General features: G+C 39.2%; 15 protein-coding genes. 14 read left to right on the forward strand and 1 reads right to left on the reverse strand.

From position 1 onward, the window contains the following. Nucleotides 1-91: 91 nt before the first annotated feature. The 13 genes from HNP68_RS04845 to HNP68_RS04905 all read left to right on the forward strand — a co-directional run bounded on the left by HNP68_RS04845 (nucleotide 92) and on the right by HNP68_RS04905 (nucleotide 12,898). Nucleotides 92-1,228, forward strand: coding sequence for a variable large family protein (locus HNP68_RS04845; protein WP_183221044.1), 1,137 nt, complete (start codon nucleotides 92-94; stop codon nucleotides 1,226-1,228). Beyond that, the gene (locus HNP68_RS04850; protein WP_183221042.1) at nucleotides 1,225-1,989 is read left to right on the forward strand and encodes a variable large family protein; all 765 of its coding nucleotides are present in this window, start codon (nucleotides 1,225-1,227) and stop codon (nucleotides 1,987-1,989) included. Before HNP68_RS04845 ends, HNP68_RS04850 begins: the two co-directional genes overlap by 4 nt. Continuing rightward, a complete protein-coding gene (locus HNP68_RS04855; protein WP_183221040.1) occupies nucleotides 1,976-2,683 on the forward strand; it encodes a variable large family protein in 708 nt (235 codons plus the stop codon). The genes HNP68_RS04850 and HNP68_RS04855 overlap by 14 nt, the downstream gene beginning before the upstream one ends. Then, on the forward strand, nucleotides 2,683-3,351 hold the full coding sequence (locus HNP68_RS04860) for a variable large family protein (protein WP_183221038.1): 669 nt from the start codon (nucleotides 2,683-2,685) through the stop codon (nucleotides 3,349-3,351). Before HNP68_RS04855 ends, HNP68_RS04860 begins: the two co-directional genes overlap by 1 nt. Then, on the forward strand, nucleotides 3,336-4,244 hold the full coding sequence (locus HNP68_RS07030) for a variable large family protein (RefSeq protein WP_420703290.1): 909 nt from the start codon (nucleotides 3,336-3,338) through the stop codon (nucleotides 4,242-4,244). Before HNP68_RS04860 ends, HNP68_RS07030 begins: the two co-directional genes overlap by 16 nt. After that, complete coding sequence (locus tag HNP68_RS04870; protein WP_183221035.1) at nucleotides 4,202-7,417, forward strand: variable large family protein; 3,216 nt, start codon at nucleotides 4,202-4,204, stop codon at nucleotides 7,415-7,417. The genes HNP68_RS07030 and HNP68_RS04870 overlap by 43 nt, the downstream gene beginning before the upstream one ends. Next, nucleotides 7,411-7,632, forward strand: coding sequence for a variable large family protein (locus HNP68_RS07425; RefSeq protein WP_420703289.1), 222 nt, complete (start codon nucleotides 7,411-7,413; stop codon nucleotides 7,630-7,632). Before HNP68_RS04870 ends, HNP68_RS07425 begins: the two co-directional genes overlap by 7 nt. Beyond that, nucleotides 7,559-8,611 carry a variable large family protein gene (locus tag HNP68_RS07035; protein WP_221240652.1) on the forward strand — a complete coding sequence of 351 codons (1,053 nt, stop codon included), beginning with the start codon at nucleotides 7,559-7,561 and terminating at the stop codon, nucleotides 8,609-8,611. Before HNP68_RS07425 ends, HNP68_RS07035 begins: the two co-directional genes overlap by 74 nt. A gap of 76 nt (nucleotides 8,612-8,687) precedes the next feature. Then, on the forward strand, nucleotides 8,688-9,782 hold the full coding sequence (locus tag HNP68_RS04885; RefSeq protein ID WP_183221033.1) for a plasmid maintenance protein: 1,095 nt from the start codon (nucleotides 8,688-8,690) through the stop codon (nucleotides 9,780-9,782). Between the two features lie 9 nt (nucleotides 9,783-9,791). Then, the gene (locus HNP68_RS04890; protein WP_183221031.1) at nucleotides 9,792-10,349 is read left to right on the forward strand and encodes a DUF226 domain-containing protein; all 558 of its coding nucleotides are present in this window, start codon (nucleotides 9,792-9,794) and stop codon (nucleotides 10,347-10,349) included. Further along, nucleotides 10,325-11,140, forward strand: a complete 816-nt coding sequence (locus HNP68_RS04895) for a ParA family protein (RefSeq protein ID WP_183221021.1) — start codon at nucleotides 10,325-10,327, stop codon at nucleotides 11,138-11,140. The genes HNP68_RS04890 and HNP68_RS04895 overlap by 25 nt, the downstream gene beginning before the upstream one ends. A gap of 30 nt (nucleotides 11,141-11,170) precedes the next feature. Continuing rightward, nucleotides 11,171-11,752 (forward strand): chromosome replication/partitioning protein, encoded by a 582-nt coding sequence (locus tag HNP68_RS04900; protein WP_183221019.1) that lies wholly within the window; start codon nucleotides 11,171-11,173, stop codon nucleotides 11,750-11,752. A gap of 282 nt (nucleotides 11,753-12,034) precedes the next feature. After that, nucleotides 12,035-12,898: a complement regulator-acquiring protein gene (locus HNP68_RS04905; protein WP_221240651.1), complete on the forward strand. Its 864-nt coding sequence runs from the start codon at nucleotides 12,035-12,037 to the stop codon at nucleotides 12,896-12,898. A 311-nt stretch (nucleotides 12,899-13,209) separates the two neighbouring features. On the opposite strand, the gene tnpA is transcribed toward HNP68_RS04905, so the two are convergent. Then, nucleotides 13,210-13,641 (reverse strand): IS200/IS605 family transposase, encoded by a 432-nt coding sequence (gene tnpA / locus HNP68_RS07730; protein WP_221240650.1) that lies wholly within the window; start codon nucleotides 13,639-13,641, stop codon nucleotides 13,210-13,212. Nucleotides 13,642-13,681: 40 nt separating this feature from the next. On the opposite strand from tnpA, the gene HNP68_RS04915 reads away from it, so the two are divergent. Continuing rightward, nucleotides 13,682-13,766 (forward strand): helix-turn-helix domain-containing protein (locus HNP68_RS04915; RefSeq protein ID WP_183221046.1); only part of this gene is annotated, 85 nt, incomplete at its 3' end.

Raw genomic sequence — 13,766 nt, forward strand, 5'->3', positions numbered from 1 at the left:
AAAGAATAATAAAAAAATTACCTCTATGCTTGTCAAATAGACACTTTTGAGCTAAAGTAGTAGTTTATATACTTTCATTAAGGAGACTAATATGAAAAAAATGTCAAGTGCAATCCTTTTAGGAGCTATGCTTGTCTTTGCTAATTGCAAGGCGAATGGTGCTGCGGATAACCCAGATGATCCAACAAGCAAATTTCAGCAATCTTTAATTAAATTGGGCAATGGGTTCTTAGATGTATTCACCTCTTTCGGTGGATTAATTGCAGATGCATTAGGGTTTAAGGCAGACCCAAAAAAATCTGAAGTGAAAACTTATTTCGACTCTCTAGCCAAAAATTTAGAAGAAACAAAAGAAGGTTTAACTAAATTACCTAAAATCAATGATAATGGAGCTGGTACAACTAGTGAGGCTGCTACTGGTGCTGCAAAAGGTGGTGCAACTGGTGGTGGGATTGAAGGTGCTATAAATGAGATTAACGGATGGTTGGAAGAGATGGCAAAGGCTGCTAAGGATGCTGCTGCGGCTGCTAATGGTGGTGCTGACAAAGCAATTGGGGATGTTGTTAAGGCTGCTGCTACAGCAGCAAAAGGTGGTGATGAGGCGAGTGTTAATGGGATTGCTAATGGGATAAAGGGGATTGTTGATGCTGCAGCGAAAGCTGGTGATGAAGGAAAGTTGAAGGATGCTGCTGGTGGTGATAAGAACGCGGATGTTGGGAAATTGTTTGCTAATAAGAAGGCGAATGATGATGGTGATGCGGCTGATGCTGGGAAGGCGGCTGCTGCTGCTGCTGCGGTTAGTGGGGAGCAGATTTTGAAAGCTATTGTTGATGCTGGTAAGGATGGTGCGGAGAAGGCAGGTGTGAAGGCTGCAGAGGCTGCAAATCCGATTGATGCGGCTATTGGGGGTACGGGGGAGCAGAATGCTGCTGCGGCTGGTGGTGAGAGCAACAAGGATGCTGGGAAGTTGTTTGCGAAGAAGAAGGCTGATGATGATAATGGTGGTGGTGATGCGGCTGATGCTGGGAAGGCGGCTGCTGCTGCTGCTGCGGTTAGTGGGGAGCAGATTTTAAAAGCTATTGTTGATGCTGCTGGTAAGGATGAGGCGAAGAAGGCAGGTGTTGCTGATGTGAAGGATGCTGAAAATCCGATTGCGGCGGCTATTGGGGGTACGGGGGATGCTGAGGCTAATGGGCTAATGCTGCGGCGTTTAATAATGAGGGAATGAAGAAGAATGATCAGATTGCTGCTGCTATGGTGCTGCGGGGGATGGCTAAAGATGGGCAGTTTGCTTTGAAGAATGATCATGATGCTCATCAAGGGACTGTTAAGAATGCTGTGGAGAGTGCAAAGGCTGCTAAGGCTGCTGCTGCGGCTGCTGCTGATGGTGGTGACAAGGCAATTGGGGATGTTGTTAAGGTTACTGCTGCTAATAAAGCAGCAACAGGTGGTGATGAGAAAAGTGTTAATGGGATTGCTAATGGGATAAAGGGGATTGTTGATGCTGCTGAGAAAGCTGGTGAGAAGTTGACTGCTGATGCTGCTGCTGGTGAGGCCAACGAGAACAACACGGATGCTGGGAAATTGTTTGTGAAGAAGGCTGATGATGGTGGTGGTGAGGGTAAAGATGCTGGGAAGGCGGCTGCTGCTGTTGCTGCGGTTAGTGGGGAGCAGATTTTGAAAGCTATTGTTGATGCTGCTAAGGATGGTGCGAAGAAGGCAGGTGTTGCTGATGTGAAGGATGCTACAAATCCGATTGAAGCGGCTATTGGGGGTACGGAGGATGATGCTGCGGCTGCGGCGTTTAATAATGAGGGAATGAAGAAGGATGATCAGATTGCTGCTGCTATGGTGCTGCGGGGGATGGCTAAAGGTGGGCAGTTTGCTTTGAAGAATAATGCTGATGATGCTCATAAGGGGACTGTTAAGAATGCTGTGGAGAGTGCAACTAACAAGACTGTTACTGCGCTTACGGATGCTGCGGGTTAATGGCTGTGGAACTGGTGGAGTTGAAGGTGCTATAAATGAGATTAACGGATGGTTGGGAGAGATGGTAACGGCTGCTAAGGCTGCTGCTAAGGCTGCTACTGATGCTGCTGACAAAGCAATTGGGGATGTTGTTAAGGTTACTGCGGCTGGTGGTACTGCAGCAAAAGGTGGTGAGGCGAAGAGTGTTAATGGGATTGCTAATGGGATAAAGGGGATTGTTGAGGCTGCAGCGAAGGCTGGTGATGAAGGAAAGTTGAAGGATGTTGAGGCTGGTGGTAAGGAGGACAATGTGAATGCTGGGAAGTTGTTTGTGAAGAAGGCTGGTGAGGGTGGTGATGCGGCTGCTGCTGGGAAGGCGGCTGCTGCTGCTGCTGCGGTTAGTGGGGAGCAGATTTTGAAAGCTATTGTTGATGCTGCTGGTAAGGATGAGAAGGAGAAGGCAGGTAAGAAGGCTGCGGATGCTACAAACCCGATTGATGCGGCTATTGGGAATACGGCGAATGATGCTGCTGCGGCGTTTAATAATGAGGGAATGAAGAAGGATGATCAGATTGCTGCTGCTATGGTGCTGCGGGGGATGGCTAAGGATGGGCAGTTTGCTTTGAAGAGTGATGATCATAAGGGGACTGTTAAGAATGCTGTGGAGAGTGCAACTAACAAGACTGTTACTGCGCTTACGGATGCTGCGGGTTAATGGCTAATGCAACTGGTGCTGCAAAAGGTGGTGCTGGTGATGGGATTGAAGGTGCTATAAATGAGATTAACGGATGGTTGGAAGAGATGGTAACGGCTGCTAAGGCTGCTGCTGCGGCTGCTAATGGTGGTGGCAACGCAATTGGGGATGTTGTTAAGGCTGAGGATGGTGCAGCAGCAAAAGGTGGTGATAAGGAGAGTGTTAATGGGATTGCTAATGGGATAAAGGGGATTGTTGATGCTGCTGGGAAAGCTGGTGATGAAGGAAAGTTGAAGGATGTTGAGGCTGGTGGTAAGGAGGACAACAAGGATGCTGGGAAGTTGTTTGTGAAGAAGGCTGGTGATGTTGGTGGTGCTGATGAGGCTGGGAAGGCGGCTGCTGCTGCTGCTGCGGTTAGTGGGGAGCAGATTTTAAAAGCTATTGTTGATGCTGCTAAGGATGGTGCGGAGAAGAAAGGTGTGAAGGCTGCGGATGCTGAAAATCCGATTGCGGCGGCTATTGGGAGTACGGCGAATGATGCTGAGGCTAAAGCGTTTGAGAAGGATGGAATGAAGAAGGATGATCAGATTGCTGCTGCTATGGTGCTGCTACTGGTGGTGCTAACGCAATTGGGGATAAAGCAACAGGTGGTGATAAGGCGAGTGTTAATGGGATTGCTAATGGGATAAAGGGGATTGTTGATGCTGCTGGGAAAGCTGGTGATGAAGGAAAGTTGAAGGCTGTTGAGGCTGGTGCTGATGGTAAGAACGCGGATGTTGGGAAATTGTTTGCTAATAAGAAGGCTGATGAGGGTGGTGATGCGGCTGCTGCTGGGAAGGCGGCTGCTGCTGTTGCTGCGGTTAGTGGGGAGCAGATTTTAAAAGCTATTGTTGATGCAGCTGGTAAGGATGGTGCGGAGAAGGCAGGTGTTGATAATGTGAAGGATGCTACAAACCCGATTGCGGCGGCTATTGGGGGTACGGGGAATGATGCTGCTGCGGCGTTTGCGAAGGATGGAATGAAGAAGGATGATCAGATTGCTGCTGCTATGGTGCTGCGGGGGATGGCTAAAGGTGGGCAGTTTGCTTTGAAGAGTGCTGCTCATGCGGAGCATAAGGGGACTGTTAAGAATGCTGTGGAGAGTGCAACTAACAAGACTGTTACTGCGCTTAGCAATTTAGTACGTAAAGCGGTACAGGCTGGGTTGAAAAAGATTGGGGATGTTGTTAAGGCTAAGGATGGTGCTTCAGCAAAAGGTGGTGATAAGGAGAGTGTTAATGGGATTGCTAATGAGATAAAGGGGATTGTTGATGCTGCAGGGAATGCTGGTGATGAAGGAAAGTTGAAGGCTGCTGCTGTTGCTGCGGTTAGTGGGGAGCAGATTTTAAAAGCTATTGTTGATGCTGCTGGTAAGGGGGAGAAGGAGAAGAAAGGTGTGAAGGCTGCGGATGCTACAAACCCGATTGATGCGGCTATTGGGAGTACGGATGCTGATGCTGCGGCGTTTACTGATGCTGCGATGATCAGATTGCTGCTGCTATGGTGCTGCGGGGGATGGCTAAGGATGGGCAGTTTGCTTTGAAGAGTGATGCTGATGATGCTCATAAGGGGACTGTTAAGAATGCAAAGGCTGCTAAGGCTGCTGCTGCGGCTGCTGCTGATGGTGGTGGTACTACAGCAATTGGGGATGTTGTTAAGGCTGATGCTGCAGCAGCAAAAGGTGGTGATAAGGCGAGTGTTAATGGGATTGCTAATGGGATAAAGGGGATTGTTGATGCTGCAGAGAAAGCTGGTGAGAAGTTGACTGCTGATGCTGCTGCTGGTGAGAGCAACACGGATGTTGGGAAATTGTTTGTGAAGAAGGCTGGTGATGTTGGTGGTGAGGCGGCTGATGCTGGGAAGGCGGCTGCTGCTGCTGCTGCGGTTAGTGGGGAGCAGATTTTAAAAGCTATTGTTGATGCTGCTGGTAAGGATGAGGCGAAGAAGGCAGGTAAGAAGGCTGCAGAGGCTACAAACCCGATTGCGGCGGCTATTGGGGGTACGGGGGAGCAGAATGCTGCGGCTGCGGCGTTTACGAAGGATGGAATGAAGAAGGATGATCAGATTGCTGCTGCTATGGTGCTGCGGGGAATGGCTAAGGATGGGCAGTTTGCTTTGAAGGGTGGTAATGCTCATGCGGAGCATAAGGGGACTGTTAAGAATGCTGTGGAGAGTGCAAAGGCTGCTAAGGCTGCTGCTGAGGCTGCTACTGGTGGTACTAAAGCGATTGGGGATGTTGTTAAAGCTGATGCTAATAAAGCAGCAACAGGTGGTGATAAGAAAAGTGTTAATGGGATTGCTAATGGGATAAAGGGGATTGTTGAGGCTGCTGAGAAAGCTGGTGAGAAGTTGACTGCTGATGCTGCTGCTGGTGAGGACAACACGGATGTTGGGAAGTTGTTTGTGAAGAAGGATAATGATGGTGGTGAGGCGGCTGATGCTGGGAAGGCGGCTGCTGCTGTTGCTGCGGTTAGTGGGGAGCAGATTTTAAAAGCTATTGTTGATGCTGCTGGGAAGGGGGAGAAGGAAGGGAAGAAGGCTGCGGATGCTGCAAACCCGATTGCGGCGGCTATTGGGAATACGGCGAATGATGCTGCTGCTAAAGCGTTTGAGAAGATGAAGAAGGATGATCAGATTGCTGCTGCTATGGTGCTGCGGGGAATGGCTAAAGATGGGCAGTTTGCTTTGAAGGGTGCTGGTAATGCTCATACGGAGCATAAGGGGACTGTTAAGAATGAAAAGGCTGCTAAGGCTGCTGCTGCGGCTGCTACTGGTGCTGCTGGTGGTGACAAGGCAATTGGGGATGTTGTTAAGGCTGATGCTACTACAGCAGCAACAGGTGGTGATACGGCGAGTGTTAATGGGATTGCTAAGGGGATAAAGGGGATTGTTGATGCTGCAGAGAAAGCTGGTGAGAAGTTGACTGCTGATGCTGCTGGTGGTAAGGAGGACAATGTGAATGCTGGGAAGTTGTTTGTGAAGAAGGATGATGGTGGTGATGCGGCTGCTGCTGGGAAGGCGGCTGCTGCTGTTGCTGCGGTTAGTGGGGAGCAGATTTTGAAAGCTATTGTTGATGCTGCTGGTAAGGATGAGAAGGAGAAGGCAGGGAAGAAGGCTGAAGAGGCTGCAAATCCGATTGCGGCGGCTATTGGGAATACGGCGAATGATGCTGCGGCGTTTACTAAGGCTGAGATGAAGAAGGATGATCAGATTGCTGCTGCTATGGTGCTGCGGGGGATGGCTAAGGATGGGCAGTTTGCTTTGAAGGAGAATGATCATGATAAACATGAGGGGACTGTTAAGAATGAAAATGCTGCTAAGGCTGCAGGAGCTGCTGCTGGTGGTGGTGCCAACGCAATTGGGGATGTTGTTAAGGCTGAGAATGGTAAAGCAGCAACAGGTGGTGATAAGGCGAGTGTTAATGGGATTGCTAAGGGGATAAAGGGGATTGTTGATGCTGCTGAGAAAGCTGGTGAGAAGTTGACTGCTGATGCTGCTGCTGGTGAGAGCAACACGGATGCTGGGAAGTTGTTTGCTAAGAAGAAGAATGATGGTGGTGGGGCGGCAGATGCTGGGAAGGCGACTGATGATAAAGATGCTGGGAAGGCAGCTGCTGCTGTTAGTAAGGTTAGTGGGGAGCAGATTTTAAAAGCTATTGTTGATGCAGCTGGTAAGGATGAGGCGAAGAAGAAAGGTGTTGATAATGTGAAGGATGCTGAAAATCCGATTGCGGCGGCTATTGGGAGTACGGGGGAGCAGAATGCTGCGGCTGCAGCGTTTGCTACTATGAAGAAGGATGATCAGATTGCTGCTGCTATGGCTGCTGCTGATGGTGGTGCTGACAAAGCAATTGGGGATGTTGTTAAGGTTACTGCTGCTACAGCTGCAGCAAAAGGTGGTGATGAGAAAAGTGTTAATGGGATTGCTAATGGGATAAAGGGGATTGTTGTTGCTGCTGAGAAGGCTGGTGAGAAGTTGACTGCTGATGCTGCTGGTGATGATAAGAACGCGGATGTTGGGAAATTGTTTGCGAAGAAGGCGAATGATGATGGTGGTGGTGATGATAAAGCTGCTGGGAAGGCGGCTGCTGCTGTTACTGCGGTTAGTGGGGAGCAGATTTTAAAAGCTATTGTTGATGCAGCAGCTGGTAAGGATGAGGCGAAGAAGGCAGGTGTTGCTGATGTGAAGGATGCTACAAATCCGATTGCGGCGGCTATTGGGAGTACGGGGGCGGATAAAGCTGCTGCGGCGTTTACTGAGATGAAGAAGAATGATCAGATTGCTGCTGCTATGGTTCTGCGGGGAATGGCTAAAGATGAGCAGTTTGCTTTGAAGGGTGGTGCTAATGCTCATACGGAGCATAAGGGGACTGTTAAGAATGAAAAGGCTGCTGCTGCTGCTGCTGATGGTGATGGTACTACAGCAATTGGGGATGTTGTTAAGGCTGATAAAGCAGCAGCAACAGGTGGTGATGAGAAAAGTGTTAATGGGATTGCTAATGGGATAAAGGGGATTGTTGATGCTGCTGAGAAAGCTGGTGAGAAGTTGACTGCTGATGCTGCTGCTGGTGAGAGCGCGGATGTTGGGAAATTGTTTGTGAAGGAGGCTGATGATGGTGGTGGTGATGCGGCAGATGCTGGGAAGGCGCGACTGATGATAAAGATGCTGGGAAGGCAGCTGCTGCTGCTGCTGCGGTTAGTGGGGAGCAGATTTTAAAAGCTATTGTTGATGCTGCTGGTAAGGGGGAGAAGGAGAAGGCAGGTGTGAAGGCTGCGGATGCTGAAAATCCGATTGCGGCGGCTATTGGGAGTACGGCGAATGATGATGCTGCTGCGGCGTTTGGGAAGATGAAGAAGGATGATCAGATTGCTGCTGCTATGGTGCTGCGGGGGATGGCTAAAGGATGGGCAGTTTGCTTTGAAGAATGCTGATCATGCGGATCATCAAGGGACTGTTAAGAATGCAAAGGCTGCTAGGGCTGCAGGAGATGCTGCTGATGGTGCTACAGCGATTGGGGATGTTGTTGAGGCTGAGGCTAATAAAGCAGCAACAGGTGGTGAGGCGGCGAGTGCTAATGGGATTGCTAAGGGGATAAAGGGGATTGTTGTTGCTGCTGCTAAAGGTAATGGGACGGGTGTTGGTGATGTGAAGGATGCTGAAAATCCGATTGATGCGGCTATTGGGAGTACGGGGGATGCTGATGCTGCGGCTGCGGCGTTTACTAAGGCTGAGATGAAGAAGAATGATCAGATTGCTGCTGCTATGGTGCTGCGGGGAATGGCTAAAGGTGGGCAGTTTGCTTTGAAGAGTGATGATCATACGAATCATCAAGGGACTGTTAAGAATGAAAAGGCTGCTAGGGCTGCAGAAGCTGCTGCTGATGGTGGTGCTGGTGCGATTGGGGATGTTGTTAAGGCTGAGAATAATAAAGCAGCAGCAAAAGGTGGTGATGAGAAAAGTGTTAATGGGATTGCTAAGGGAATAAAGGGGATTGTTGATGCTGCAGAGAAGGCTGGTGATGAAGGAAAGTTGAAGGCTGATGCCGCTGCTGGTAATGTGAATGCTGGGAAGTTGTTTGCTAATAAGAAGAAGGAGGATGCTGATGCTAATAATGGTGGTGGTGATGATAAAGATGCTGGGAAGGCGGCTGCTGCTGTTAGTAAGGTTAGTGGGGAGCAGATTTTAAAAGCTATTGTTGATGCTGCTAATGGTGATGGGGCGGTTGTTGATGATGTGAAGGATGCTGAAAATCCGATTGCGGCGACTATTGGGAGTACGGCGGAGCAGAATAATGCTGCTGCGTTTGCTAAGGAGGCGATGAAGAAGGATGATCAGATTGCTGCTTCTTTGACATCTTTCATAGTTTTTTTCTTGATTTTATTACTTTATATATTATTTTCTTTCATTTAAATTCATTTAAGTTTGCTTTTAAATCAATTTTGATCTAACATATATGTTAGATATGCACAAATTAAGGAGAAATGAAATGGAAAAAGTGGAAAACTTTAAAAGCAAATGTCAACATAAACTAATAGTATTAGTATCAACGCTTTGCTTTATAAACAATAAATATAAAAAATATTCGCAAAGCAACATACTTTATTATTTTAATGAAAATTTAAAAAGAAATGGTCAAAACCCTATTAAAATAAAAACATTGCAAAACTATCTTTACAAACTAGAAAAAGAATTTGACGTAACAATCAATTATTATAAACACTTAGGGATAAACTGCGGAACCGAAATTTACTATAAACTTAAATATCAAAAACAAAAATGTTACTATAAAATAAACCAATATTTTAAAGAGAAAAAAGAAATCAGATTTAACTTAAGAGTAAATAAATTCTTTAAAGAAAATCATCCAAAAAAAGGGAGTGTAGAATCAAAGGAATGTAATAATAATAATAATAATAAAGAGAAAGAAAAAATTAAAAAAATTGAAAATTTACAAACAAAAAATTATGCCAAAAAATGCAAATTTACTACAAATTCCTTCTCTAAAATTTTGGACTTAAATATAAAAAAGAAATTCAAAATCGAAATACTAAAAGAAATTAAAAAAATAGAAATTTCCTTTCAAAAAAAATTTGATAAAAACTATAATCGAAAAAAATCCATGAAAACAAAACGAAAAGAACTAAAAACATTATTAGAAAAAAATAAAAAAAATTTAGAACAAAAAGGACTAAATAAAAAAGAATTGGAGAAAGATTTTCAAAATGTATATTCAAAATATAAAAATAAGCCCCACTTTATATTAGATTATAATAAATATGATGATTTAAAACAAATCATAGACAAAATAAAGAAAAACTTAAAGAGAAACGTAAACAAAAATGATGAAATCAAAATAAAGGAAAAAAATATTAAAAACAACATGCTTAATATATTATTTGAGCAATTAAAAACAAAATTCCTAATTGACAACGAAATTTTAATAAAAATTCTAAAAAACTATCTAAATCAAACAAAAAAATTAAAATATACCGATTTATTTAACAATAAATACTACAATGAAATATTAAAATTAATTAAAGATAAAAACCAATTTGTAATCAGAAAAAAAATTATTAATTAGGAATAAAATATGAAAAACATTCTAGAAAAGCTTAAAGAAAAAAAACCAGAAATCAAACCAGAAAAAAATAACATTTTTGTTAAAATTGAAAAAAAAAATGACAAAAGCATATACCACACAAAAATATTTTTAGACTTTCATGCGTTTGGAACAAAAAAAAATCAAAATCATAGATTTTTTATTTCATTTAGAAAATTGCTTGATAGAAAAAAAACAGAAGCATTTAGTCTTTTTTCTTTGAAAGATGAAGACAAATTCTTAGGAATTAGTTACGGATGCAGAAAACCAATAAAAAATGTTTTAAGAAAATATGAGGAAAACAATAAAATAAAAACAGCCACATTTTCGAAAATACACTACATACAATTTAAATTTAAAAAAGGAAGCATATTTTGCTACGTTGTAGGAATCTCTTATTTATTAAGAAAAGACAAAATTAAAAAAAAATATTATAAATCCTTAATCAAAATACTTTTAACTCTAGAAAAAGAAATATATGAATTTTACAACAAAAAAATATCAAATGGGGGGCTTATAACCAAATGGATAGAAAAAGAACAAAAATAATAACCATTGCTAGTATAAAAGGAGGCGTTGGTAAAAGTACAAGTGCCATAATTCTTTCCACACTTCTATCAAAAGAATACAAAGTATTATTAATAGATATGGATACACAAGCATCAACTACTAGTTTTTTTTATGAAAAATTAAAAGAAAATAACATAGACTTGGAAAGAAAAAACATTTGTGAAGTTTTAAAAGATAATTTAGACATTAATAGTACAGCTGTTAATATAGGAAACAATTTAAGCTTAATTCCCAGTTATCTTACATTACATAGCTTAAACGGAGATTTTTATTGCTTAAATAAACACAAAGCTATTGAGTTGAAATTGAAAATAGAAATAAAAAGATTAAAAATTAATTATGACTATATAGTGATTGATACAAACCCAAGTTTGGATTTAACATTAAGATGTGCTTTAAATGCTACGCATTATATGGTAATACCGATGACAGCAGAAAAATGGACGTTTGAAAGTTACGAACTTCTAGAATTTTTCATTAAAAATTTGGAAAAGTCAGTACCAACTTTTTTTATTATAACTAGATTTAAAAAAACTAATACACACAAAGAATTATTGAAAATAATGCAAAAAAAGAATAATTTTTTAGGTGTTGTATCAGAAAAAGAAGGGCTGAATAAAAAAATTGCAACTAATAGTGAGTTTGATTTGAAATCTAATTATATATTAGAATATAATTTAATATTAAAAAATTTAATATTTCAAATAAACACTTATTCAGAAAAAATGGAAATTTCCAAAATAAGTTGTCCAGCGCTAGACAATTTATAAATTAGAATTTAAAATAAACAAGGATTTTTTATGAACAAAAAACACAATAATGAAGTAACTATTAACCCAAGAAATTTAAATCACAGTAAAAATTCTATTTTAGATGTCAATAACGATATTCAATTATTTAATGATGAAGAAAGATTTGAATTTTTAAAAGGTAAGCTAAAAGATAATTTAAAAGAGGATATCTATAATAAAATAGAGGCCATGTACATTTTAATGGAAATTAAAAACAAAGCTTATTATAAACTTGATGGATATAAAAGTTTTGAAAAATTTATTAAAGATTACAGATTAGCCAGATCTCAAGCATATACATATTTAAAAATAGCTGGTGCAATTAAAAAAGGCGTTTTAAAACAAGAATATTTAGTTGAGAATGGTTTCAGGCAATCGATTCTATTTTTAATGAATTTTGACAATAAAGAAGAGAAAGCCCCAATTCAAAGCTCAAAAAAGTTTTTAAAAATTCAACTTAAAAATCAAGAAAGTTATTTTTTTTATAAAAAAAACTATAAGTTTACAGAATTTTTTTTAAATAAGGTCTTTTGGGATAAAAAAGATTGGATTGAGGAAATTATGAAAGAATTCAAAGATAAAACTGAATAATTTATTATTTATGTTATATAAATGTTGATTTTATTTTTAAATTGATGTATCCTTAATTTAAGGATAAGTTTTTCATTTAAAATTTACCTTAATTTGTGACCGCCATTGTGAGCTATTAGAGCTTAATTAAGCTTTCTTTTCAAAAAGAAAGCTTAATTAAGCTCTAATACTAAGTATTGTTTAATTTGTATCAACAGATTGTGCAAACTTTAAGTATATCGATTTTTCCTCAACAACCTTTTTAAAAATTTCAAATCTTTTTTAAGATATCTTAAAAAAGATTTGAAATTAAAATACATTGATATATTTTTTAATGTAAATTGCTGTAATAATAAGGAGAATATTTTGGAAAAAAATTATTTTGTTATTATAACTTACTTTTTAAGCTTTTTGTCATGTAATCTTGCAAATTCATCATCAAAAAACAAGGGTTTTGAATTTAATCAAAGTGAAAAGATAATTGAAAAAAATTTAAAATTAAAAGAAGATCACTTAAAAAGCGAAGCGATTCAAAATGATTTGATAGTTAAAATAATGGAAATTGTTAAGCTTATTGAGGCAAAGACAATTTTAGATAGAGCAAAGATCGAACCCTTAGATCAATTTGGCATGAAAGACTTTGTATTTAATAATCTCATAGTAGACTCCAATCATGAGAGGTATTCTCATAATGAAAACAAAGATGTACGAAGAAAGTTTTACTCATCTTTGAACTATAATGAACCCTTAATAAGAGTTTTTGGTAAAATTCTTAATAAAATATCAAGTAATGTGAATAATCAAAATTTAGATTTGCTTATTGTTAAGGCTGGACAATATTATTCTCAATATGAATTAGAACATTCGGCTAAAAAAATAAACGAGCAAATGGATAAGTTAACAAATTTGAATACAGAAGAGTTAAATCTTATTTTAAGTAAACTTAAAGAGTTGAAAACGTTTAAAACAAGGTGGATCGATATTGTAAATCAAATTGTTGGTTATTGTACAAATAATATCAATTTAAATGGTGATATTAAAGATGATTTTGGGAAAATGATAAGATGTATTGAGCACATTAATTTAAAATATGAATATTTTTTGAAGCATGAAATACTTAAAACCGAGATTTTATCTTATGAAATAACAAAAATTTTAGATAAGTAATCAAGGGATTTATTTATTTTTTTATTAAGAATATATCAAGGAAAAAATTTTTTCCTTGATATATTCTTGCAGTTAAAATTGCATATATTTTTTTTATTTTTCATGTTATGTACTTAAATGAGGCTAAAAATATACTTCCGGGGGACTTTTTCATAAAATTAATTATTGAAAGAAATAATTTGGGTGTTAACCTTGATTTTATCCTTTTTTATAGGTAAAAATTTTATGAAATTGAAAAGCGGTTTGTTAATTTTTTTATTTCATTTAACAAAAAATAACAAAGAATTCTCCACCTATAATTTCTATGAAATTTAGGTGGAGATGAATTTGCTAATAGCTGGATTTATTTTGATTTTGAATATACTTTTTGATGATATCAATGAAGCCCCGCCAGTAGAAATAAGACAATAACTTCTAGACCAAAAATAAGGTTTCCAATAATATTTATCCAAATAAGTAGAATATTTTTTTCTTATAAGTCTTGAAGATACTGTTTTTAGATTATTGATAAATTTAGAAGGTTGAATATTGGGGGTAAATTCTAGTAATAAATGAATATGATCCTTATCATGGTTAAATTCATTAAGGGTTATTTTCCATAAAGAACATATATTAAATATTATTTGGTAAAGAGAAGATGAAAGCTCGGCATTTATGCATTTATGCCTATATTTAGTAACTAATACTAAGTGATAATTAATAGAATATACGCAGTGATTATTAAAAATTAGTTTGTGTGACATTATACACTTAAGTATAAAATATTATAAAATAATAAAACATATGAGTGCTAATAAAGCTTATAAGTACAGAATATATCCTAACACCAATCAAAAGAAATATTTTTCAAAGGTATTTGGATGCGTAA

Origin of the sequence: Borreliella yangtzensis, assembly GCF_014201775.1 — a bacterium.
In the GTDB taxonomy this organism is placed as follows: Bacteria; Spirochaetota; Spirochaetia; order Borreliales; family Borreliaceae; genus Borreliella; species Borreliella yangtzensis.

Bases quoted from the DNA above. Each gene is read 5' to 3' on its own strand.
- HNP68_RS04845 (WP_183221044.1), top strand. From the start codon at position 92: ATGAAAAAAATGTCAAGTGCAATCCTTTTAGGAGCTATGCTTGTCTTT.
- HNP68_RS04850 (WP_183221042.1), top strand. From the start codon at position 1,225: ATGAAGAAGAATGATCAGATTGCTGCTGCTATGGTGCTGCGGGGGATG.
- HNP68_RS04855 (WP_183221040.1), top strand. From the start codon at position 1,976: ATGCTGCGGGTTAATGGCTGTGGAACTGGTGGAGTTGAAGGTGCTATA.
- HNP68_RS04860 (WP_183221038.1), top strand. From the start codon at position 2,683: ATGGCTAATGCAACTGGTGCTGCAAAAGGTGGTGCTGGTGATGGGATT.
- HNP68_RS04870 (WP_183221035.1), top strand. From the start codon at position 4,202: ATGGTGCTGCGGGGGATGGCTAAGGATGGGCAGTTTGCTTTGAAGAGT.
- HNP68_RS07035 (WP_221240652.1), top strand. From the start codon at position 7,559: ATGATCAGATTGCTGCTGCTATGGTGCTGCGGGGGATGGCTAAAGGAT.
- HNP68_RS04885 (WP_183221033.1), top strand. From the start codon at position 8,688: ATGGAAAAAGTGGAAAACTTTAAAAGCAAATGTCAACATAAACTAATA.
- HNP68_RS04890 (WP_183221031.1), top strand. From the start codon at position 9,792: ATGAAAAACATTCTAGAAAAGCTTAAAGAAAAAAAACCAGAAATCAAA.
- HNP68_RS04895 (WP_183221021.1), top strand. From the start codon at position 10,325: ATGGATAGAAAAAGAACAAAAATAATAACCATTGCTAGTATAAAAGGA.
- HNP68_RS04900 (WP_183221019.1), top strand. From the start codon at position 11,171: ATGAACAAAAAACACAATAATGAAGTAACTATTAACCCAAGAAATTTA.
- tnpA (WP_221240650.1), bottom strand. From the start codon at position 13,641: ATGTCACACAAACTAATTTTTAATAATCACTGCGTATATTCTATTAAT.